At 51.9% G+C, this 21,779-nt stretch carries 16 protein-coding genes and 1 rRNA gene; 7 read left to right on the plus strand and 10 right to left on the minus strand.

Annotated features, from left to right (window positions below):
• From FE845_RS13385 to FE845_RS13405, 5 genes are all read right to left on the minus strand, one after another.
• Window positions 1-113 (minus strand): 16S ribosomal RNA (locus tag FE845_RS13385); the annotation flags it as partial.
• 542 nt (window positions 114-655) lie between these two features.
• A complete protein-coding gene (purT, locus tag FE845_RS13390; RefSeq protein ID WP_200365478.1) occupies window positions 656-1,891 on the minus strand; it encodes a formate-dependent phosphoribosylglycinamide formyltransferase in 1,236 nt (411 codons plus the stop codon).
• Window positions 1,892-1,903: 12 nt separating this feature from the next.
• Complete coding sequence (locus FE845_RS13395; protein WP_200365480.1) at window positions 1,904-2,086, minus strand: DUF1289 domain-containing protein; 183 nt, start codon at window positions 2,084-2,086, stop codon at window positions 1,904-1,906.
• An 11-nt stretch (window positions 2,087-2,097) separates the two neighbouring features.
• Entirely contained in the window at window positions 2,098-2,625 is a 528-nt protein-coding gene (locus FE845_RS13400) for a gamma carbonic anhydrase family protein (RefSeq protein WP_200365482.1), read from the minus strand.
• Window positions 2,626-2,638: 13 nt separating this feature from the next.
• Entirely contained in the window at window positions 2,639-3,220 is a 582-nt protein-coding gene (locus FE845_RS13405) for an NUDIX hydrolase (protein ID WP_200365484.1), read from the minus strand.
• 96 nt (window positions 3,221-3,316) lie between these two features.
• Between FE845_RS13405 and FE845_RS13410 the strand changes: the two genes are divergently transcribed.
• Window positions 3,317-3,880, plus strand: a complete 564-nt coding sequence (locus FE845_RS13410; RefSeq protein WP_200365486.1) for an NUDIX hydrolase — start codon at window positions 3,317-3,319, stop codon at window positions 3,878-3,880.
• On the opposite strand, the gene FE845_RS13415 is transcribed toward FE845_RS13410, so the two are convergent.
• Together FE845_RS13415 and purL are read right to left on the minus strand one after the other, a co-directional pair.
• Window positions 3,875-4,186: a YqfO family protein gene (locus FE845_RS13415; protein WP_200365488.1), complete on the minus strand. Its 312-nt coding sequence runs from the start codon at window positions 4,184-4,186 to the stop codon at window positions 3,875-3,877. The two genes, FE845_RS13410 and FE845_RS13415, sit on opposite strands and share 6 nt — an antisense overlap.
• Before the next feature lie 417 nt (window positions 4,187-4,603).
• Window positions 4,604-8,509, minus strand: coding sequence for a phosphoribosylformylglycinamidine synthase (purL, locus tag FE845_RS13420; protein WP_200365491.1), 3,906 nt, complete (start codon window positions 8,507-8,509; stop codon window positions 4,604-4,606).
• Between the two features lie 346 nt (window positions 8,510-8,855).
• Between purL and mltF the strand changes: the two genes are divergently transcribed.
• Window positions 8,856-10,313 (plus strand): membrane-bound lytic murein transglycosylase MltF, encoded by a 1,458-nt coding sequence (gene mltF / locus FE845_RS13425; RefSeq protein WP_200365901.1) that lies wholly within the window; start codon window positions 8,856-8,858, stop codon window positions 10,311-10,313.
• Here mltF and FE845_RS13430 read toward each other — a convergent pair.
• Window positions 10,310-10,807 carry a regulatory protein RecX gene (locus FE845_RS13430; RefSeq protein WP_200365493.1) on the minus strand — a complete coding sequence of 166 codons (498 nt, stop codon included), beginning with the start codon at window positions 10,805-10,807 and terminating at the stop codon, window positions 10,310-10,312. The two genes, mltF and FE845_RS13430, sit on opposite strands and share 4 nt — an antisense overlap.
• Window positions 10,808-11,017: 210 nt before the next feature.
• On the opposite strand from FE845_RS13430, the gene FE845_RS13435 reads away from it, so the two are divergent.
• Window positions 11,018-13,477, plus strand: a complete 2,460-nt coding sequence (locus tag FE845_RS13435; protein WP_200365495.1) for a DUF349 domain-containing protein — start codon at window positions 11,018-11,020, stop codon at window positions 13,475-13,477.
• 12 nt (window positions 13,478-13,489) lie between these two features.
• Here the strand turns inward: FE845_RS13435 and FE845_RS13440 are convergent, their stop codons facing one another.
• Complete coding sequence (locus FE845_RS13440; protein ID WP_200365497.1) at window positions 13,490-13,753, minus strand: late competence development ComFB family protein; 264 nt, start codon at window positions 13,751-13,753, stop codon at window positions 13,490-13,492.
• A 212-nt stretch (window positions 13,754-13,965) separates the two neighbouring features.
• On the opposite strand from FE845_RS13440, the gene FE845_RS13445 reads away from it, so the two are divergent.
• From FE845_RS13445 to FE845_RS13460, 4 genes are all read left to right on the plus strand, one after another.
• Window positions 13,966-15,174 carry an acetyl-CoA C-acetyltransferase gene (locus tag FE845_RS13445; RefSeq protein WP_200365499.1) on the plus strand — a complete coding sequence of 403 codons (1,209 nt, stop codon included), beginning with the start codon at window positions 13,966-13,968 and terminating at the stop codon, window positions 15,172-15,174.
• A 33-nt stretch (window positions 15,175-15,207) separates the two neighbouring features.
• Complete coding sequence (locus tag FE845_RS13450; RefSeq protein WP_200365501.1) at window positions 15,208-17,358, plus strand: 3-hydroxyacyl-CoA dehydrogenase NAD-binding domain-containing protein; 2,151 nt, start codon at window positions 15,208-15,210, stop codon at window positions 17,356-17,358.
• 274 nt (window positions 17,359-17,632) lie between these two features.
• Entirely contained in the window at window positions 17,633-19,804 is a 2,172-nt protein-coding gene (locus tag FE845_RS13455; RefSeq protein WP_200365503.1) for a carboxy terminal-processing peptidase, read from the plus strand.
• Window positions 19,804-20,592, plus strand: coding sequence for a helix-turn-helix domain-containing protein (locus FE845_RS13460; RefSeq protein WP_200365505.1), 789 nt, complete (start codon window positions 19,804-19,806; stop codon window positions 20,590-20,592). The genes FE845_RS13455 and FE845_RS13460 overlap by 1 nt, the downstream gene beginning before the upstream one ends.
• On the opposite strand, the gene mtnA is transcribed toward FE845_RS13460, so the two are convergent.
• Window positions 20,581-21,684 carry an S-methyl-5-thioribose-1-phosphate isomerase gene (mtnA, locus tag FE845_RS13465; protein ID WP_200365507.1) on the minus strand — a complete coding sequence of 368 codons (1,104 nt, stop codon included), beginning with the start codon at window positions 21,682-21,684 and terminating at the stop codon, window positions 20,581-20,583. The two genes, FE845_RS13460 and mtnA, sit on opposite strands and share 12 nt — an antisense overlap.
• Window positions 21,685-21,779 lie beyond the last annotated feature (95 nt).

Raw genomic sequence — 21,779 nt, forward strand, 5'->3', positions numbered from 1 at the left:
CACCCGTCCGCCGCTCGACGCCTGATAGCAAGCTATCTTCGTTTCCGCTCGACTTGCATGTGTTAAGCCTGCCGCCAGCGTTCAATCTGAGCCATGATCAAACTCTTCAGTTTAAATCATACAAGAATCCGAAGATTCTTAATTCTTGCTCAAGACAAAACTCAATTTTCGACGAGTCGCTGTCTTGGTATTTCTTGTCGAAATACTCCAGTCAGCGCCCACACGAATTACTTGGTTAATTTGTTAAAGAGCGTTTGAGCCGTTGCTCAATCAAGGTGGCGTATTCTACATCGTCTCGCCGCCTTGTCAACCGTTTTTTTCAAGTCGTTTCAGAAGCTTCCCTTCCAAAACTACCGATACTCACCGGCTGCTTCATACTTGATTTCGAGGGGCGCATTCTACATCGAATCTCAACCCTGTCAACTGCTATTTTGAAGAATCTTAAAAGCTTTTTCTTCAACACTTTCAAGCAGTTAACTCTCTCAAAGACACCCGTTGTTCCGGTGTGTCCCTCAAGCGAGATGCGCATTCTACAGAGCTGGCCGAAGGTGTCAACTGTGTCACGAAAATATTTTCAAATACTTTTCGTACACCTCTCCATAGCTAATGCGCTACCTTCTCATAACAGCAGTAATCACCGGCTGAAGCAAGCCTTTTACAACATAACCTCTATCGCTTTTGCAGCTGCCAGCGCCTTAGCTTTCGCGTCGCCGATAGAATCTCCCTTGGCTAGCGCAACTCCCATTCTACGGCGACCTGAAAGCTCAGGCTTACCAAACAACCTTAGTTGCACATCTTTTTCGGAAAGGGCTACATCTAATCCCGAGTAGGCGACCTCTTTGGAATCCCCTTCCGGTAGAATAACGGCTGAAGCAGAAGGCCCTTGCTGGCGAATCACCGGAACTGGCAAGCCAAGTATCGCTCGCGCATGGAGAGCAAATTCGGATAAGTCCTGTGACACTAATGTCACGAGCCCTGTGTCGTGAGGTCTAGGTGAGACCTCAGAAAAGTAGACATCATCCCCATGAACAAATAGTTCCACCCCATAAACTCCATAACCGCCAAGATTTTCGGTGACTTTCAAAGCCACTTCTTGAGATCGCTCCAGTGCTTTGGCGCTCATGGGTTGCGGTTGCCAAGATTCCCTATAGTCGCCGTCCTCCTGTCGGTGCCCTATGGGGTCGCAAAAGCTCACCCCGCCCGAATGTCTTACGGTGAGTAGGGTTATTTCATAATCGAATGTCACAAAGCCTTCAACGATAATGCGCCCCTTACCTGCACGCCCCCCTGTTTGTGCATAATTCCAGGCGGCATCAATTTGGCTATTTTTAGTGACTGTGCTTTGTCCCTTGCCAGATGAACTCATAACAGGCTTAACAACAACCGGAAGACCTATGGCAGCTACTGCTTTTATAAAATCTTCCTTTGTATCAACGAATCGATATGGGGATGTACTCAACCCCAACTCTTCTGCCGCAAGACGACGGATACCTTCTCTATTCATTGTGAGATTGGCAGCCCTTGCCGATGGGATTACGTTATAGCCCTCACTCTCAAGTTTAAGTAGTTCGCCTGTCGCAATCGCTTCGATTTCCGGAACGATGAGGTCAGGCTTTTCAACATCGACAACATTACGTAGCGCTTCGCCATCTAACATATCGATTACATGGCTTCGGTGAGCTACCTGCATCGCAGGTGCATTCGGATAACGGTCTATTGCTATGACTTCGACCCCAAATCTTTGCAACTCGATTGCAACCTCTTTGCCTAGCTCCCCAGAGCCACACAACAACACTCTATAAGCGTTTGGTTTTAGCGGCGTACCCAGCGTTACCTTACTAACATGGTTCAAAGCCAATCCTCCAGAGAACACCTCAATCCGTTTAGCCATCTTCGTGTTCAGTTAAAGACTTATTTCCTGCTCCCGTTCAGCGACTTTCAAAAGCACTGCTTTACGCTCACAATTAGTCATTGAGGACCAGCGCAAAATTTCGTCACCAGTGCGCTGGCACCCTATACATATATCGCGCTCATCTAAAGCGCATATGCTCACGCAAGGCGAGCGGACCTTTTCTTTCCGTTCCATAAAAATTTAACTCAATCGCTCTTGGGCTTTAGGCCACTCACATAGCGGCTTGCATTGTGTACGTAATGGGCGGCGCTTAGTTCAAGCATTTTCTTTTGCTGCTCTGTGAGCTCCCGCTTAACCTTGCCCGGCGCACCAATTACTAGTGAACCGTCAGGAACAACCATGCCTTCGGGAATCAGCGTGTTTGCGCCAATGAGGCAGTGTTTGCCAATTTTTGCACCATTCAAAACAACGGCGTTAATACCGATCAATGAATAGTCCCCAACTTCACACCCATGGAGCATGGCCTTATGCCCAACCGTCACACCTTTGCCTAACGTCAACGGGATGCCAGGATCGGTGTGCAAAACAGAGGCATCCTGAACATTCGTCTCCGGACCAATCGTAATGAGCTCATTGTCTCCCCGAATCACTACGTTGAACCAAATACTGCTCTTTTCGTGAAGGGCAACGTTGCCGATTACAGTTGCGTTACTAGCAATATATTGGCCATCGCCGTGCAGCTCCGGCGCACGTCCTTCGAGCTCATATAGCATTAGGTTTTCCTCATTAGGTTCGGGGTTCAAGTAAATCTATGCCTGTATCGTACACAGCATTCAAAAAGTCGACCAGAACCACGGCGGACAACCCCCATATCTGATAACGCTCCCAACGGTAACAAGGCACGTGAATGGTGTGGTTTTGAAAGTGCAGCGCATCCGTGCGCTCGCGCCGGTCTTCGAGAAAAAAGGAAAGCGGCACACGAAAAACACTTTCAATCTCGTCCGGGTTTGGATCCAAAGGGTGGCTCTTGGGAACAACACCAACATAAGGAGAAACGAGAATTCCATAACGTGACATCACCTGGCTCAAGGGTGCAATAATTTCTACTTGGTCAGGCGGCAGCCCAATCTCTTCATGGGTCTCGCGTAACGCTGTGGCAGCGAGGGATGCGTCCTCCGGATCACGTTTACCGCCCGGATAGGCAACTTGCCCTCGATGAGTGCTCAAGTTTTCAGAGCGTAACGTAAATATCATTTCGGGGTTATCGGGGTCATCTGTAACCGGAACGAGTATGCCCGCCTCCGGGTAGTCCAGATCGAGTTTCCGGGGTGCATAATCTGTTAAACGCTGAACAAGTAAATCACGCAAATCGGAACTCCTGCGCAAATCTGGTGTTGGGTGAGACAGCGGCGATCAAGATCATTAAACTGAACGCTCTACCAATTTAAGTATACGGGGAAAAACATGAAGTACTGCAGCACATGCGGCCACCTGGTTAAACAAAGTATCCCTGAGGGCGACAACCGTTACCGCTACGTGTGCGTTAGCTGCAGCACCATTCACTATCAGAATCCCAAAATTGTCGCCGGCACCGTGGCCGTTTGGGAAGGGAAAATTCTACTTTGCCGCCGGGCAATCGAGCCTCGCTACGGTTACTGGACGCTGCCCGCTGGATATATGGAGAATGCCGAAACTACAGTAGAAGCAGCGGAGCGTGAAACATTAGAAGAAGCCCTTGCCGAGGTTCATATTGATGGGCTCTATTCCATTATTGATGTTCCCCATATAAATCAGGTTCACATGTTTTATCGTGCGACCCTCAAAAACGGGAGTTTCGGCGCCGGCGAAGAGTCTTTGGAAAGTCAGCTGTTTGCTGTTGATGAAATCCCATGGGAAGACATTTCATTCCCGACCGTTCGCAAAACGCTGGAACTGTTTCTGGAGGACCTAAAAAAAGATTCTTTTGGCGTTCACATACGTGACATTCGGCATCCGATGACCGCCACTCGCATCAAAGACGATTTATAACGTCTCCAGACGATAGACCTCATAAGCAGGCTCTTCATAAGGATGAGCCTGCTTGAGGGCGGCAAGCGCTTCTTTGATCAAGTCATCGCGGCAAACAAGCTCAACCTTGAACTCCCCCACAGTCTCCAGCGCCCCACTTGACCCTAAAAACGGATTGCTTCCCTGAAGGGGACGAAACTGGCCCTGCCCGTAGCATTGCCACGCACAAGAATCGTAATACCCAATACGCCCAGCTCCCGCTTCAAAGAGCGCCTGCTTGGTTTTCTCCAGATGTGTTTCGGGTACGAAATAGCAAATTTTATACATGATACCGGCCCGCCTGAGGATATTTTTTGTACAGATTAATAGCTTAGCCACTTACCCACAGATTCTGTGGATAACTCTGGGGAAAGATATGGGGAACACCGCTATAAACCCCGTATTTACTGCACTTAGGTTAAATTGGTGACAATTTCACCCGATTAATTTAAGTCATATATTTCAATTAGTTACAAGATTTCAATTAAAAATGACGCTCTATCCACCGCATTGCGCACAGAATGTACAGAGCGCCGCCCGCGATGTGCATAAAGATACTGAGTCAAGGGGTATTTTTCCAATATAGTGACTTTTTAAGCTTGAAAAACGATAAAACTACCGAATTCCAGACACAAAAAAACCGACTCCAGAAAGTTACCCTAACGGGGCTCACTAAAGTCGGCTTTTTGAAGTTTCACTCTCTATTTAACCAAACCAGCGCCTCGCATTCCGGAACATGCGAATCCAGGAGCCATCTTCCTGCCAGTCCTTGGGCCTCCACGAGTGTTGAACCGCACGGAATACACGCTCAGGGTGAGGCATCATAATGGTGATACGGCCGTCCCGGGTGGTAGCACCTGCAATGCCATCTTGTGATCCATTGGGATTGTAAGGGTAGCGCATTGTGGCCTGACCCCGGTTATCCACGAAGCGCAGTGCTACTCGTTCACTTTCCGCAAGATCTGCAGCAGATGCACTTCCTGAAAACTCTACTCTACCCTCGCCATGTGCAACCGCAATTGGCATGCGTGAACCAGCCATCCCTTCTAAAAAGGCAGAAGGTGACGGCATCACTTCAACCATCGCCAGCCGCGCCTCAAACTGCTCGGACTGGTTACGAACAAATCGAGGCCAGGCTTCACTGCCCGGAATCAGCTCATGCAAATTGGAAAGCATCTGGCAGCCATTGCATACACCAAGCGCGAGGGTGTCCTGCCGATTAAAGAATGCAGCAAACTGATCCCGAACGCGATCATTGAACAGGATGGACTTTGCCCAGCCTTCGCCAGCACCCAATACGTCTCCATACGAGAACCCACCACAAGCGACGAGACTGTTAAACGCCTCCAAATTCGAACGCCCGGAAAGAAGGTCGCTCATATGCACATCGACAGACTCGAAGCCAGCCCGATCAAATGCTGCCGCCATCTCGACCTGCCCGTTCACGCCCTGCTCTCGCAAAACGGCTACTTTGGGGCGAGCGCCTTTGTTGATGTAAGGCGCAGCTATATCTTCGTTCACATTGTATGTGAGCTCTACATGCAGCCCCGGGTCATCCGCATCCAAGAGATTATCAAACTCCTCCAGAGCGCAGTCCGCATTATCCCGCATGGACTGAATTCGGTAGCTTGTCTCAGACCACAGACGCTGCAGTTGTGTTCGTGAGTTATCAACAACCGCTGTGCCTTCAAACGTCAGGCGCAAACGGTCTTCATCATTCAATGTACCAATGACATTGATATGATCGCCCAGACCAGCTGCAGAAAACTGCTGTAAAACGAAGTCAGTGTCTTCCCTGCGCACCTGAATAACGGCACCCAGCTCCTCATTGAACAACTCTCGGGCAAACTGGCTGGGGTCATCTGCTAATCCATCCAGTTTTATATCTACACCGGTGCGGCCAGCAAAACACATCTCAGCAAGTGTCACAAACAAACCGCCGTCAGAACGGTCGTGATAGGCGAGAAGCTTGCTGTCTGAGTTCAACCCCTGAATGACAGCAAAAAAGGCCTTGATGTCTTCTGGATCATCGAGATCGGGCGCCACCGCCCCGACATGTCGATAGACTTGAGCCAATGCCGACCCACCGAGACGGTTTTGCCCAGCGGCCAGATCAATAAGAATTAGATCGGTCTCACCCCCATCTTTTATCAATTGGGGCGTCAAAGTGCGTGAAACATCGGTGACAGGCGCAAAACCACTAACAATCAAAGATAGTGGCGCAGTCACGCTTTTATGTTCGCCGTTATCCTCTTCCCAAACCGTCTTCATGGACATGGAGTCTTTACCAACGGGAATGGTGATTCCCAGCTCCGGACATAATTCCATACCAACGGCACGAACTGTCTCGTAAAGGTTTTCGTCCTCTCCGGGGTGGCCGGCGGCTGACATCCAGTTCGCCGACAAACGAATATCCGAAAGCTTACCAATAGCAGCAGCCGCCATATTAGTAATGGTCTCACCTACAGCCATGCGGCCAGACGCAGGGGCATCAATGGTTGCTACCGGCGTGCGCTCACCCATCGCCATAGCTTCGCCAGTCGACACATCGAAGGAGCTTGCAGTAACCGCAACATCGCTAACGGGCACCTGCCAGGGGCCAACCATTTGATCTCGAGCAACCAGCCCGGTAATCGTGCGGTCGCCAATGGTGATCAGGAAATTTTTTGAGCCGACTGAGGGCAACCTCAACACTCTGCGTATCGCATCGTTCAGATCGACTTGTGTAGAGTCAAATATCGGTTTACTGAAAGATGTTCGCTTAATGCTGCGATGCATACGAGGCGGCTTGCCGAACAGCACATCCATCGGCAGATCAACCGGCTTGTCGTTAAAATAGGAGTCGCTGAGTTCTAGGTGGTGAGCTTCAGTTGCTTCACCAATCACTGCGTATGGGCAGCGCTCCCGACGGCACAGCGCGTCGAAAAGCTCCAAATTCTCAGGAGCGACTGCCATAACATAGCGCTCCTGCGACTCGTTGCACCAAATTTCCAACGGAGACATACCTGGCTCATCGCTGGGAATATCCCGCAGTTCGAACTTTCCACCGCGACCGCCATCCTTGACCAATTCCGGCATAGCGTTAGATAAGCCGCCAGCGCCAACATCATGGATAAAGCACAAGGGGTTTTTCTCGCCCATCTGCCAGCAACGGTCAATCACTTCCTGACAGCGGCGCTCCATTTCAGGGTTATCACGCTGCACTGAGGCAAAGTCGAGATTTTCATTACTGGAGCCGGAATCCATGGAGGATGCAGCGCTGCCACCAAGACCGATAAGCATGGACGGGCCACCCAACACTATTAGCTTGGCCCCTACTGGTATCTCGCCTTTTTCCACATGCTCTGCGCGGATATTACCTAGCCCGCCAGCGATCATGATGGGTTTGTGGTAGCCGCGCACTTCATCGCCAGCCGGACCTGCAACTTTCTCTTCAAATGTCCGGAAATAGCCCGCAATGTTAGGACGGCCAAACTCGTTATTGAATGCAGCCCCGCCAATAGGGCCTTCAATCATGATATCCAGAGCCGATGCGATCCGGTCTGGCTTGCCGTAATTGATTTCCCATGGTTGAGGGTCGTCTGGCAAATTAAGATTGGAGACGGTAAACCCTGTAAGCCCGGCTTTCGGTTTAGAGCCACGGCCCGTTGCGCCTTCATCACGAATTTCACCACCGGAGCCGGTTGCCGAGCCTGCTGCCGGGGCAATAGCTGTCGGGTGGTTATGGGTTTCCACTTTCATAAGAATGTGGATGCCTTCTTGGTTATAGCTGTAAACACCGGTAACCGGATCGGGGTAGAAACGGCCACCTCTACTGCCCTGAATAACCGAAGCATTATCTTTATAAGCAGACAGTACGCCTTCGCTGTTCATTTCGAAGGTGTTACGGATCATGGCAAAGAGCGATTTTTCCTGCCCCTCTCCGTCAATATCCCAAGAAGCATTGAATATTTTATGGCGACAATGCTCGGAGTTTGCCTGCGCAAACATCATAAGCTCAACGTCGGTTGGGTCTCGTTCAAGACCAATAAATGACTTCACCAAATAATCAATTTCGTCATCTGCCAGCGCAAGCCCGAGACGCTTATTTGCCTCCACCAGTGCCGATCGACCTCCGGCCAATACTGATATACGTTCCAGCGGGCGCGGCTCTTCATGGCTGAACAATAATTGAGCGCCACCCATTTCATGGAAGACCTTTTGAGTCATGCGATCGTGCAACAGGGCTGCAACCTTCTCGCGTTGGTCTAAGCCCAACTTTTTGCTCGATTTAATATAAAAAGCCGTGCCGCGTTCGATACGCTGAATCTGGCGCAAACCGCAGTTGCGGGCAATATCGGTTGCTTTACTGGACCAGGGGGACAATGTTCCCGGGCGAGGCACAACGAGAAACAGCACGCCGTCTGGTTCTTCAACCGGTACACTGGGGCCGTATGTAAGCAACCTATCAAGGATGGCCTGCTCGGAATCAGAAAGCGTGCCCTCCAGATCTACGAAGTGCATGAATTCAGCATAAACATGCTTAACCTCGGGCACGATGGCCTGAATTCTGGCGTACAGTTTATGGGAGCGGAATGGCGAAAGCGCGGGAGCGCCGCGAAGTTCAAGCATGATATCAACCTGTATCGCGCGAAACGGGGAAGTCCGGGTGCATTCTGAGAAGGCGCATATGATACTTGAAAGCTTTGCCAGGATACAGCGCCTGAAAAGTTATTCCTCTAATGTGTATTTCACATTATTTTGCACGGTTTTTGATCAACTTCATTGACCGCTCTTCCCGCAGCAGGGATCATTAGGTTGTGGACATGGAGACCACACGCTAAAAGACACCGGATGCTGCCAAAACGTTTGCGCACATCCCGATGACCCAGCGGTAACGGAGAACAGGGACTTGGCAAGAATCCTAACTGCACGTAATGCGGCGGTATATAAACTACTCCTCGCCTGCACGCTAACGATGATCCTGCTCAGCCTCAACGGGTGCAGCCAGCCCAGCACGCTGCAGGAAATTCGCAACGAGGGCGTGCTGCACGTCATTACCCGGGTTGCACCTTCTATTTATTATGAAGGGCGCGGAGGGCCAACAGGCTACGATTACGAGTTGGCCAAACTCTTTGCTGAAGAGCTTGGTGTTGAACTTCGTCTCAGAGTTGCCGAAGACAACACCGAAGTGCTTTCCGTAATATCCAGAGACTTCGCACACATCGGTATGGCGGGCTTGTCTGCACAACCCTTGTTCGACAACCAATACAAATCGCTTCCTACCGGCATTGAAGCCCAGTCAATCGTTGTATACAACAGGGATGTCGAACGCCCCGAGTCTTTGGCAGACCTAAAGGGCGAGCGGCTCCACTTAGTATCCGATAGCAATCATGAGTATCAACTGCAAACGGTTGCGAACACTGCCTCCGGTGTTTCATGGCAAGTACACCCGGGACTAGATGCTGCAGGCATTCTGGCGCGCGTAGAAACTGGCGAACTCCCCTACGCTGTCGTTTCTTCCAATGAACTTGAGCTTAACCACGTTTTTTTCCCTCAGGTTAAACAGGCCTTCGCGCTCGGCGATGCAACGCAACTGGCATGGTTGTTTCCCATAAAACAGGACGACTCGCTGGTGAACGCAGCAAAAGCGTTTATGGAAAAAATGCAGGAAAACGGCACCATCGCCCAGCTTGCTGAACGCTTTTACGGGCATCTGGACCACCTGAACTACGTGGGTGCGCGCACATTCATGCACCACGTGGAAAACCGCCTGCCCAAATACGAAGCGCTGTTCAGAGAAAATGCTTCCATTTTCAATATGGACTGGCGCTTGCTTGCCGCCATTGGCTACCAAGAGTCGCACTGGCGACCCAACGCGGTTTCTCCTACAGGGGTCCGCGGGCTAATGATGTTGACACGGAACACGGCAAACTACATTGGTATCAACAACCGACTGGACGCTGAAGAAAGCATTCAAGGTGGCGCAAAATACTTCCGCATGGTGCACGAAAGAATTCCCGATCGCATAGCAGAGCCTGATCGCACATGGTTTGCCTTGGCGTCTTATAACGTAGGCTTCGGGCATCTGGAGGATGCACGCAGGCTTACCGCGGGTGCCGGAAAAAACCCGGACCGGTGGATGGATGTGAAAGAGTTTTTACCTTTGCTCGCGCAAAAAGAATGGTATAAAAAAACACGCTACGGCTATGCCCGTGGCCACGAGCCGGTTCTCTACGTTCAGAATATCCGCCGCTACTATGATGTGCTCGCAAGAATAATGAACCCCGCGGAGCGCGTAGCTGCTACTCCCTCTCCGTTCGTTGGGCTGGAGCAGAGCACTGAGGGACTCTCCAACATGGAAAGCCCAGAGGAAGATGCGGAACACCGTGCGAGCCTGCCACCGGAACTCGGAATGGTCCCTCCGACGCTTTAGAGCCCAGGGTAGACGGCAGGATCGTCCGGCTTACTCACTTCAAGCACCCGTTCCACCTGATTGCCGGTGAATCCCCTACGAGAAAAAAAACGAGCCTGGCGCGCCTTTTCGTCCCACTCATTGCTCAAATCTGTTAAGCCGAAACGCTTTTCCCTTAACAAAAGTGCATTCCGAACCCAATCGGCATCAGCCAACTCCTCAACACAGTCCGGCAAAGAATGGATACCGCGCTGTTGTAACTCAGCCATCACTTTTAGCGGACCGTAGCCCAGATCAATTCGTTGGCGTGAGTAAACTTCGGCAAAGCGATTGTCGTTCAACCAGTCTTCATTTTCGTAATCATCCAGTACTTTGGAAATAACCGAGTGATCAAGCTGTCGCTGTCGCAACTTCAGTGTGAGTTCTTGGCGGCTATGTTCGCGGCGAGCAAGCAGTCTCAGGGCAACCGAGCGTGCTTTGTATTCTTGATCCTCGCTATTTTCCTGTTTTGCCATTCAGCCCTTCCCGCAAACGCTCACAAAACGCTAGACTAGCCCCGATTTAATTCTGTCGGCGCTGATTCGGAACGCCGATACACAAATTTTTAACAGTAGTGACAACAATAGTGTCCGGCGCTCTGAGCTTGCATTGCAGAGAGCTGATGGCCGGTGCTGGCTTACTTTGCCCGACACCGCAGACTGGTTTCAATCCCTAAGGATATCTTCATGGCTGCATTTCTCCAGAAACTGTTCAAATCCCGTAAGCCCTCCGCCCCAGATCGCAAGGCACAGGCTCGTATTCAGCCGCCAGCAGAGCCGGTGGAAGATACGCGCGCCCAATTAAGGGAAGAGCAGTTGCAGGTGTTACAAGCCGGCCCAACCCAAAAGGTTGCGGCGAGCCTCGCCATTGAAGGTTTAACGGCAGATACACGACTCAGGGCCGCGGGTTTGCTGCAAGACGCAGAGCTGTTGCAGCAGGTACAAAAACAGGCGAAAAACCGCGACAAGAGCGTATATCAAGTAGTTCGGCAGAAATTACAGGTCATCCGAGATGAGCAGGCTCATAAGGAAGCCGTTTCAGCCACCATATCCGCACTGACCCGCAATGCCAAGGATCAAGCTAAGAGTGACGACACCAAGCTGTATGAGGCGCGTCTGGAGACACTTCTAAACCAATGGGCAAAAGTGGAGCCTGAGGCAACACCAGACCAACTAAGCGAGTTCCTTGAGTCAGTTCACCTTTGCCGCGAGCGCTTATCCGACTTGAAAGCAGCTCAGGCAGCAGAGGAGCTGCAACGAGAACAGCAACTTCAACGAGAAGAAACCTTAGAGTTGATTGCCCGAACACTGGATGACTTGCGAAGCCAACCAACAGAAGCTCTAGCATCTTTAGCATCTCTGGATGCGCTTCAGAAAACCCAAGAAAACAGATGGTTAGAAGCAACTCGGGACACTCAGGTAGAAAAACAACAGCAAAAAGCCTATGAAACGTCGATGATGGCGCTGCGTAACTATATGAGTGCAGTGCGCCACATCAGTCAGGCAAAAGAGACACTTCACGCACTCTCGGCTCTTGCTGATGAAGACGCAAACCCGGAGGACCGCGAGCAAGCTTCCACGCTGATCAAAGAAATCAATTGGCCGGAGGGTTTCCCTGCTCCGGATCTACTTGCGCCCCTATACAAACTGGCCAAAAAACCGAAAGCACCGGTCAAGAAGAATGATGATCAAAAGCAGCAACAAGCTGCGACAGAGAGCTTAAAGGCAACGCTAAACCAGCTTGAAGAGGCTCTGGAAGCCAAACAGCTCAAAGAATCCCGTCACCTACTGAAAACCGCCCAGCAATATCTAAAAACGCTTGACCACCGCAACAGCAAGACTTTTCAGGCGCGAATTCAGCTTCTCACGGGCCAACTAAGAGAACTGACGGATTGGCAAGGATTTGCGACTGAACCCAAGCAGATCGCCCTTTGTGAGCAGATGGAATATCTGGCAGAACAGTCCATGGAGCCGGAAGCAAAATCCGAGCGCATAAAGGAGCTCCAAAAAGAATGGCGAGAACTTGGTGGCTCGTCAGACCGCACTATGTGGACACGCTTCAAGCAGGCGTCGGATAAGGCCTATGAGCCCTGCAAAACCTACTTTAAGGCCAAGTCGGGCTTAAAGCAGGCAAACTTGGAAAAGCGCAAAACAATTTGTGCCGAACTGGAGCATTTTGTCAACGGAGCAGACTGGAGCACCATCGATTGGAAAGCCGTTGAGCACATACTGCAAGCCGCCCGTCAGGAGTGGAAATCTGCCTGGCCTGTGGAGTTTAGGGATAATCGACAGGTACAGAAGCAGTTTGACGAGCTGCTTAAAAAGCTGGAAGCCCCTATTGATGATGAGCGCCGCAAAAACGAAGCACTGAAGGTGGCAATCGTTGAACAGGCGCAAGCGCTGATCTCTCACGAACCGCTTCAGGAGGCCATGAGCAAAGCAAAAGCCCTGCAAACAGACTGGAAGGCAATTGGCATCACACGCCACAGGGAAGACCGAAAACTATGGCAGGCATTCCGCAAAGCGTGTGATGATATTTTTGCGCGCCGAGATAGCGAGCGCTCTGAACAACAACGCGCAACACAGGAAGCCGATACCGCTGCCGAGGCAATGCTTGAGCAGGCCTTGAGCGTGGATTCCGGTCAGGATATATATGCGCTGGAGCAAGCACTAACCTTATTACGCAGCCTTGATGCCACGCAAACGTCTGCGGCAGTGACTGAGAAAATCCAAAAAGAAAAGCAACGTTTGAATCAGGCGATTGCAGCACAAAGACTTAAAGCGGGTATTGCAGAGTGGCAAGCGCTTATACTGGCGCGCGCCGAGGGTGATTTAGATTCAGGCGCCCTACCAGACAAATGGCCTCAGCTCGCCGAAAGTTTGCCCGAACTGGATGATCATGAAATCGTCATCCGTGCAGAGATTCTTTCAGGCATACCATCGCCAGAGGTTGACCAGAAAAGGCGTATGGAAATACAGGTTCAGCGCCTAGCCGAAGGCATGGGCTCATCCGAAAAAGCCGACAGCGCTTTAAGGAGTGTGGAAAGCCTAGTCGCTAGCTGGTGTCTCAAAGCGCCCGACAAGGCTGCAGACCCTGCGCTGGCAGAGCGCTTGAATAAGGCGCTGGATGCGCTAATTATAAGCTAAACATTCAACGCTCTACTCGCGCTGATGCTCTCTGACAAAATCCCTGGCGTTTTTTACGGCGCTCAGGGATTTGTCTCTCATGCTCTTGAGTTCCTTATCTGCTAGATAAAACATCATGTCAACTGTGTGCCTGTAGTATCGGGGCGGCAGCCTGTTAAGGGCCACGCACATAACGTCGGCCAGATAGTCTGACGTATCCTCCGGCTTTCTTGTTGCCTCTATTGCGTCTATCACTAGACGTTCGTAAAAATTCTCGACCGCATCTCTAAAAGACATGTCATTGTGCCTCCGGAATCCGTGTGGGCGCACTTCAAAAGTCGGCGCCTTTGTCTGTAAACAATAGAAGCAGAATCCCTGCCTGTCATGCCCGCTGAGCAATTTTGCCAATCCGATTGGCAGGCGGCGTCATTACACACCATGCGGCTAAGGGGCTATGGTGATAAGCCTGATAAGTAAAACACAAAGCAACAATCACCAAAGGAAAAGCAATGACCACCGAGGCGTATATCTTCGACGCGGTCCGCACTCCCAGAGGGCGGGGTAAAAAAGACGGCTCACTTCACAGTGTCAAACCCATTACATTACTAACGACTGTGCTCAATGCGCTGCAGCAGAGAAATAACCTGGACACTTCTCAGGTAGACGATATAGTGCTTGGTTGCGTCTCCGCCGTTGGCGACCAAGGCGCCGACATTGCTAAAACAGCCGCACTTGCTGCAGATTGGGATGAAAAAGTAGCCGGCGTTACCCTAAACCGATTCTGCGCTTCCGGCCTTGAGGCCGTTAACTTGGCAGCCATGAAAGTTCGCTCTGGCTGGGAGGATTTGGTTGTTGCCGGTGGCGTAGAGTCTATGTCCCGCGTGCCTATGGGCTCGGATGGTGGCGCCTGGGCTATGGACCCGCATACCAACATGCATACCGGCTTCATGCCCCAGGGTATTGGCGCTGACCTTATTGCCACGCTTGAAGGTTTCAGCCGAGAAGATGTTGACGGATTCGCTGTAAAGTCCCAGCAAAAAGCCGCTAACGCCTGGAAGAACGGGTACTTCGCCAAATCTATTGTTCCTGTTATCGACCAGAGTGGCGTTGTCATTCTCGACCGTGACGAGCATGTGCGCGGCGACACTACGATTGACTCCCTTGCGGGCCTCAAGCCTTCTTTCCAGATGATGGGAGAAATGGGCTTTAACAGTGTGGCTCGGGAAAAGTATCACTACGTTGAAACGATTAACCACGTCCACCACGCCGGCAACTCCTCCGGCATGGTGGACGGCGCTACAGGCATTTTGATTGGCAGTGAAGCCAAGGGCAAAGCAATGGGCCTTAAGCCCCGCGCTCGCATCGTTGCCACTGCGGTTACGAGCACGGATCCAACCATTATGCTCACCGGCCCTGCGCCCGCCTCGCTAAAGGCATTGGAAAAAGCAGGCATGACGGTAGATCAGATTGACCTATTTGAAGTAAACGAAGCCTTTGCCTCTGTGGTAATGCGCTTCCAGAAGGAACTCTCGGTTCCGGATGAAAAAGTGAACGTGAACGGTGGCGCCATCGCCATGGGTCACCCCCTCGGCGCCACCGGTGCAATGATTCTAGGCACACTGCTGGATGAACTGGAGCGCCGGGAACTGCGCTTTGGTCTGGCGACGCTTTGCGTCGGCGGCGGCATGGGCATTGCCACCATCATTGAGCGGGTCTGACCCCCCACACTTTTTCTGTAAGGAGAACCGATTATGAGTGCTATACGTTATGAACTGGGTTCAGACAAGGTTCTGACCCTCACCATCGACATGCCGGGCCAGTCCGCGAACACCATGAACAAGGCGTTCCGGGAAGCCCTCGATGAAACAGTCCCCAAAGTTCTGGGCGATCTGGAAAACATTCGCGGTATTATTGTTACCTCTGCTAAGAAAACCTTTTTTGCCGGTGGTGATCTGAACGAAATTTTCAAAGTCACCCGTGATGATGCTCAGGCCTTTGAAGACATGGTCAACGCCATGAAAGCCCAGATGCGGGCGCTGGAGACCTGCGGCAAGCCCGTGGTCGCCGCCATCAACGGCGCAGCGCTGGGGGGCGGGTTTGAAATCGCCCTAGCCTGCCACCATCGCATCGTTCTGAACAACAACAGCATTCAGTTGGGGCTTCCGGAAGTCACTCTTGGACTGCTTCCCGGTGGCGGTGGCACTCAGCGCTTGCCTAGAATGATTGGTTTGGAAGCGGCGTTCCCGTTGCTGATGGAGGGCAAAAAGTTGCGCCCTGCTGCGGCACTGAAGGCTGGCATCATTGACGAAATTGCAGACTCCCCTGAAGACATGATGGCCAAGGCACGGGCGTTTATCGATGCCAACCCCAATTGCCAACAGCCATGGGACAAAAAAGGCTTTAAGCTACCCGGTGGCGCGCCCCACCATCCTGCGATGGCACAAAAATTGGCAATTGCACCTGCAATGCTGAAGCAGAAGACCAAAGGCTGCTACCCGGCGCCCGAGCGCATTATGGCGGCGGCAGTTGAAGGTGCTCAGGTAGACTTCGATAACGGCAGCCTGATTGAAACCCGCTACTTTGCCGAACTAGTGACTGGTCAGGTCTCCAAGAACATGACAGGCACCTTCTGGTTCCAGTTGAATGACATCAATGCAGGCGGCAGCCGTCCTTCCGGAGTGGAAAAAGAGACCTTCAAGAAGGTAGGTGTACTCGGTGCAGGCATGATGGGCGCGGGTATAGCTTACTCCACAGCTACCCGCGGCATGGAGGTGGTGCTGAAAGACGTTTCTGCTGAAAGCGCCGAAAAAGGCAAAAGCTATTCGGAAAACCTGCTGGCGACAAAGGTCAGCCGGGGCCATATGACCGAGGAGAAAAAGGCGGAAATTCTGGGCCGTATCAAAGCCACTGACTCCGCCGCAGATCTAGAAGGTTGCGATCTGGTCATCGAAGCGGTATTCGAAGACAGTGATCTGAAAGCCAAGGTAACCGCAGAAGCCGAGCCCAAGCTGGTGGACAACGGTATCTTCGCGTCCAACACCTCGACTATTCCTATTACACAGCTGGCAAACGCATCTGCCAAGCCGGAAAACTTTATCGGCCTGCACTTTTTCTCACCTGTGGACAAGATGCAGCTTGTAGAAATCATTGTCGGCGAAAAAACGTCTGATGAAACTTTGGCGCGCGCGTTTGACTACGTTCAGCAAATCGGCAAGACCCCGGTGGTTGTGAACGATAGCCGCGGCTTCTTCACCTCCCGCGTTTTCGGCACCTTTGTGAACGAAGGCATTTGTATGCTGGGCGAGGGTATTCATCCAGCCAGCATCGAGAACGCAGGCTTGCTGGCAGGCATGCCCGTCGGCCCTCTGACCATCTCCGATGAAGTCAGCATGACCCTGATGCAGCTCGTTCGTAGCCAGAGTAAAAAAGATGTGGAAGCAGCGGGAGGAACATGGAACCCGCACCCGGCCGAGGCAATTATCGACCAAATGGTTAATGAGCACGGGCGCAAAGGCAAAGCTGCAGGTGCTGGCTTCTATGAATACCCCGCCAAAGGAAAGAAGTACCTGTGGCCTGAGCTTGAAACTCTCTTTGTGGACAATGAGAAAGCTCGCGATGTGAAACTACAGGATCTGAAAGATCGGATTTTGTTCATTCAAGCCATTGAGACAGTTCGTTGCTTAGAGGAAGGCGTGTTGCGCACTGTTGAAGACGCCAACATAGGCAGCATCTTTGGTATTGGATACGCGCCCTGGACGGGCGGAGCCATACAGTTTGTTAACCAGTATGGAGTGAGAGCCTTTACTGAAAGAGCTCAGGAGCTGGCAAACATTTACGGCGAACGCTTTACCCCGCCCGCGCTCCTGCTTGAGTATGCGGAACAAGAAAAGCCCTTTACCTGAAGTGCCTGAACGGCGGGGGCCAAAATCCCCGCCGTACATTCTCCCCCCTCCCGCAAAGCTCCCCTTAAACGATTAGCCTATTTCGTATGTTATTCCCCTGCGACCCGTTTTCTTTTTAACGAGAAAACGGCAAGTTATGGACAGATTGTCACGAACCGATACGTCATGCCTATAGCAACGGGTGTAGCCCTTGCCTACAATAAATCTATCAGCCCACGGGTTAACCGGCTCCAGTTCTGTCTGGCGGGTACCCAGCATCGTCAGGTATGTTTTTATGACCATCGCGAAAAAATCATCTGTTCGTCACATGCCGTACAAGACTGGCAGGATAGGTGTATGTAAAGCGCTCACCATCGCCCTGCTTCTGTCAGCACCTTTCGCAGCCCAAGCAAAAGCCGTGGAACCGGAGGTCTATACGCCGGTTGCGCCAACAATTGATCAGGCACGCGCCAACATTCTTATTGCACGGCAACTGCAGTTCACCCACTTTCGCGACTTGGGTATCAGTGACAAGCTTTCTGGTGACGTGTTTGACGCTTATCTGGATTATCTCGACGGGCAGCGGGTCTATCTTACCGGAAGCGATGTTGAGGTGCTGTCCAAAGTCAGAAACCGCCTCGGATCGGCCCTTAAAACCGGCCAACTGCAGCCTGGGTTTGATATCTACAATCTGGTTCAGCAGCGCATTATAGAGCGCCTACAGTTCGCGCTGAGCACTCTTGATGAGGGCATCGAAAATCTGGACTTCACTGCTAATGAGAGCATTTTGCTTGACCGCTCTGAAGCTGAATGGGAGCCAGACAAAAAAGCACTGGATGCCTTGTGGGTGAAACGCATCAAAAATGCTGTACTGGCTCAACGCCTCAACGGCAGTGACGACGAAGCGATTAAAGATACGCTTAAACGACGGTACGAGGGCCAGCTAAAGCGCGCTTATCAAGCCCGCAGCGAAGACGCGTTTCAGGCCTACATGAATGCATTTGCTGGCATGTGGGATCCGCATACTTCATATTTTTCACCGCGAACCTCTGAAAACTTCAACATTAATATGAGCCTCTCTCTTGAGGGCATAGGCGCGGTTCTGCAAGCGGACAACGAATATACAAAAGTTGTCCGTCTGGTTCCCGGGGGGCCTGCATCCAAGCAAGGCCAACTTAAACCCGCAGACAGAATTGTCTCCGTTGCACAGGAAGGCGAAAAGCCGGTTAACGTGATTGGCTGGCGCTTGGATGAAGTAGTGGACCTTATCCGCGGCCCCCGCAACTCCGTAGTTACACTTGAAGTTGTGCCCGCTAGTGCAACCGACGAAACCCTGACCAAGTCCATTTCCATCAACCGCGACGAAGTTAAGCTGGAAGAACAAAGCGCTAGCAAAGATACGATTGAGTTTGACCGCAATGGCGAAAAGTACACCGTTGGAGTAATCACCATTCCAACCTTCTACGCTGACTTCCGGGCTATGCAGGCTGGCGACCCCAACTACAAGAGCACAACCCGTGACGTGCGAAAATTGATTGAAGAGCTGCAACAAGACGGCGTAGACGGGCTAGTTATGGATTTGCGCAATAATGGCGGTGGTGCTCTGCACGAGGCCAATGATCTAGTCGGCTTATTTATCGACACCGGCCCCACCGTACAAATTCGCAACTCGAACAACGAAGTTCAGGTGCTCAGCGACGACGATGCTTCCGTTGCCTACGACGGGCCTTTGGTGGTGCTCACCAACCGTATGAGCGCATCGGCGTCCGAGATATTTGCAGGTGCCATTCAGGATTACGGTCGCGGCTTGGTCGTCGGCTCGCAAACCTTTGGCAAAGGTACCGTACAGGCCGTTCGTCCCCTCAATCATGGCCAACTCAAGATTACCCAGTCCAAGTTCTACCGGGTATCTGGTGGCTCAACCCAACATAAAGGTGTGATTCCGGATATCGAGATCCCCACTCGTATTGATAAAACCCGTATCGGCGAAGACGCTCTGGATCACGCTCTACCCTGGGATCAAATTGATGCGGTTCCCCATACCCGGTATTTTGATTTCAGTGGCATTATTGAGGAACTCCGCAAACGCCATGATGATCGTTTTGCCAAGAGCCCGGATTTCAGGCTCCTTCAAAAGGAAATCGATTTCCTGAAAGAGCAACGCCAACGGGATACCGTAAGTCTTAATTTGGACGAGCGCACTATCCAGCAGGAACAGATCGAACGCACCCGACTGACCATTGCAAATGCTCGCAGGGAACTGCGGGGTGAAGAGCCTTTCGAGTCTCTCGATGAACTCGAAGACTGGCAAGATCAGCAAGCTGCCGATCTCGGGTCTGGAAATGATGAGTTAGATTTTGTTATTCGCGAAGGCGGCGACATTATGGCGGACATGCTCGAGTTGGATAAACGCATGGCTTCTATCCTTACCCCGCAACAATTCGCGGCTCAGGCAGACGCGCTGTAATGAGCCAAAAGTCAGGCAAGCCTGTAACCAACGAGCAGGAGCATCAGAACAAAGCCCGAGCTTTACAGGACATGCTGCTGGATGCCTTGCACGCCATGCGCTCGCAAGAAGAAGTGGAGGTACTGCGCAAACCGACGGCATCGGAAAAAGCGCCAGACGGCATTCTCGACCGTCTTGCCAGCATTACAGGTTCGGCCTTCCGCTTTGGAGCACGCGCCACCGATAAGTCTTTGCGCGTAGGTCGGGCTCTGATCAACTCTCAAGATCAGCTCCGTGCCATGCTGGCAGCTGGCCAGTCGCTGAAGGATATCCGAGAAGTGGCCGGGCTTACGCTGTCAGAAATGAGCGAAGCCCTCGATCTCCGCGATAAGTCTGTACTTGAGGCCATCGAAAACGGCACAGCTACACTGTCGTTTGAGTTGATCCTTCGCCTAACCGCCCTGATAGCACGAAATGACCCTATCCCGTTTATTATGCGCACCACCCGGAACTATAACCCGGAGGTTTGGCAGATTCTCAACGATTGGGGTGTGGCTAGAGTTCCGTTACAGTTTGAGCGAGAGCGGGAGTTTATCAACATTTTCCGCCGCCACGACTCCGCAAGAACCCTATCGGATGAAGGCTTTCGTAAGGTTCTGGATTTTACGCGGCAAAGCTTCGAGATGTCTCTGCACTTTGCAGAGGATCAAGAAAAGCAGGTTGCCGAGCTCCGCGAAGCCTTCGCAAACCAGCAGGGAACGTCGCCAGAGAAAAGCACCGCTGCTGGCAAAAAGCCATCAACCAAATAGGTTTCGCATCGCGGTTATATCCGGGTTCCGCACTACACCTTTTTCGGTAACGATCAGGTCAATCAAGCTCGCTGGCGTCACATCAAATACTGGATTGAACACCGACACTCCCTCCGGCGCCAGCGGTATGCCCCTTATCTCACGAACCTCAGTGCCATCTCGCTCTTCAATAGGAATATCTGCACCAGACTGCAAATCCATATCCACGGTAGTGGAAGGTGCAACAACCATAAACCCGACTTTGTGGTGTCTTGCCAGCACAGCGAGGCTATACGTGCCAATTTTGTTGGCCACATCGCCGTTGGCGGTAATCCGGTCGGCACCCACAATAACCCATCGAACCTCGCCCGCGGCAAGAATGGCGGCTGCGGCGCCATCGGCATTCAGGGTTACCGGAATACCATCTCGCATCAGCTCCCAAGCGGTAAGGCGGCTACCCTGAAGCCAGGGCCGGGTCTCGTCTGCATACACTTGCTTCAGCAGGTTTTTCTCATGCAGCCGACGAATAACACCCAGCGCAGTACCATAGCCACCGGTTGCGAGCGCGCCTGTATTGCAGTGAGTCAGAACCGACACTTGAGCGGTACCCTCCGCGCTGGCAGAAAACCCCATCGCTTCAAGCGCGTAATCCGCCATGGTTAGATTTGCCGCAAGATCCTCCTGATGAATGGCAACCGCTTCATCCTCCAATCGCGCCAGCGCTTCACTGAGTGTGCTGCAACCGACAAACACCCGCTCCATGCGCTGCAAGGCCCAGAACAAGTTAACGGCTGTCGGCCTCGACGCTGCTAAATCACGGATAGCCTCTTGTATTTGAGCGCGCCAATCGCTTGCTGTTGCCTGCCGCGCAGCCAGAGCGACACCATAAGCCGAGCTGATACCAATCGCAGGGGCACCGCGAACAACCATATCTCGAATGCACTGCGAAACGCCGGATGCGGTCGTCAGAGTTAGCCACTGTTCCTGAACGGGAAGCAAGCGTTGATCCAGTAACTCTAAGCTGGCACCAAGCCACCGCAGTGCTACGGTGCCACTAGATTGGGTGCCAGAAGAAGGCGTGGGTGAAAACTGGGATTCTTTGGAACTATTCATCGTCTGGCTCCGCTTTCATAACGCTGAAAACGGCCAGTATAACGGTTATACTTCCGGGCTACATTTTATCGTCCGGCGGCCTCGTGCTCTGTTTA

It is taken from the genome of Marinobacter sp. 1-4A, assembly GCF_016597725.1.
Classification (GTDB): domain Bacteria; phylum Pseudomonadota; class Gammaproteobacteria; order Pseudomonadales; family Oleiphilaceae; genus Marinobacter.

Excerpts from the sequence above, each read along its gene's own strand:
- purT (WP_200365478.1), bottom strand. The coding sequence starts at position 1,891 with ATGGCTAAACGGATTGAGGTGTTCTCTGGAGGATTGGCTTTGAACCAT.
- FE845_RS13395 (WP_200365480.1), bottom strand. The coding sequence starts at position 2,086 with ATGGAACGGAAAGAAAAGGTCCGCTCGCCTTGCGTGAGCATATGCGCT.
- FE845_RS13400 (WP_200365482.1), bottom strand. The coding sequence starts at position 2,625 with ATGCTATATGAGCTCGAAGGACGTGCGCCGGAGCTGCACGGCGATGGC.
- FE845_RS13410 (WP_200365486.1), top strand. The coding sequence starts at position 3,317 with ATGAAGTACTGCAGCACATGCGGCCACCTGGTTAAACAAAGTATCCCT.
- FE845_RS13415 (WP_200365488.1), bottom strand. The coding sequence starts at position 4,186 with ATGTATAAAATTTGCTATTTCGTACCCGAAACACATCTGGAGAAAACC.
- purL (WP_200365491.1), bottom strand. The coding sequence starts at position 8,509 with ATGCTTGAACTTCGCGGCGCTCCCGCGCTTTCGCCATTCCGCTCCCAT.
- mltF (WP_200365901.1), top strand. The coding sequence starts at position 8,856 with ATGATCCTGCTCAGCCTCAACGGGTGCAGCCAGCCCAGCACGCTGCAG.
- FE845_RS13430 (WP_200365493.1), bottom strand. The coding sequence starts at position 10,807 with ATGGCAAAACAGGAAAATAGCGAGGATCAAGAATACAAAGCACGCTCG.
- FE845_RS13435 (WP_200365495.1), top strand. The coding sequence starts at position 11,018 with ATGGCTGCATTTCTCCAGAAACTGTTCAAATCCCGTAAGCCCTCCGCC.
- FE845_RS13440 (WP_200365497.1), bottom strand. The coding sequence starts at position 13,753 with ATGTCTTTTAGAGATGCGGTCGAGAATTTTTACGAACGTCTAGTGATA.
- FE845_RS13445 (WP_200365499.1), top strand. The coding sequence starts at position 13,966 with ATGACCACCGAGGCGTATATCTTCGACGCGGTCCGCACTCCCAGAGGG.
- FE845_RS13450 (WP_200365501.1), top strand. The coding sequence starts at position 15,208 with ATGAGTGCTATACGTTATGAACTGGGTTCAGACAAGGTTCTGACCCTC.
- FE845_RS13455 (WP_200365503.1), top strand. The coding sequence starts at position 17,633 with ATGACCATCGCGAAAAAATCATCTGTTCGTCACATGCCGTACAAGACT.
- FE845_RS13460 (WP_200365505.1), top strand. The coding sequence starts at position 19,804 with ATGAGCCAAAAGTCAGGCAAGCCTGTAACCAACGAGCAGGAGCATCAG.
- mtnA (WP_200365507.1), bottom strand. The coding sequence starts at position 21,684 with ATGAATAGTTCCAAAGAATCCCAGTTTTCACCCACGCCTTCTTCTGGC.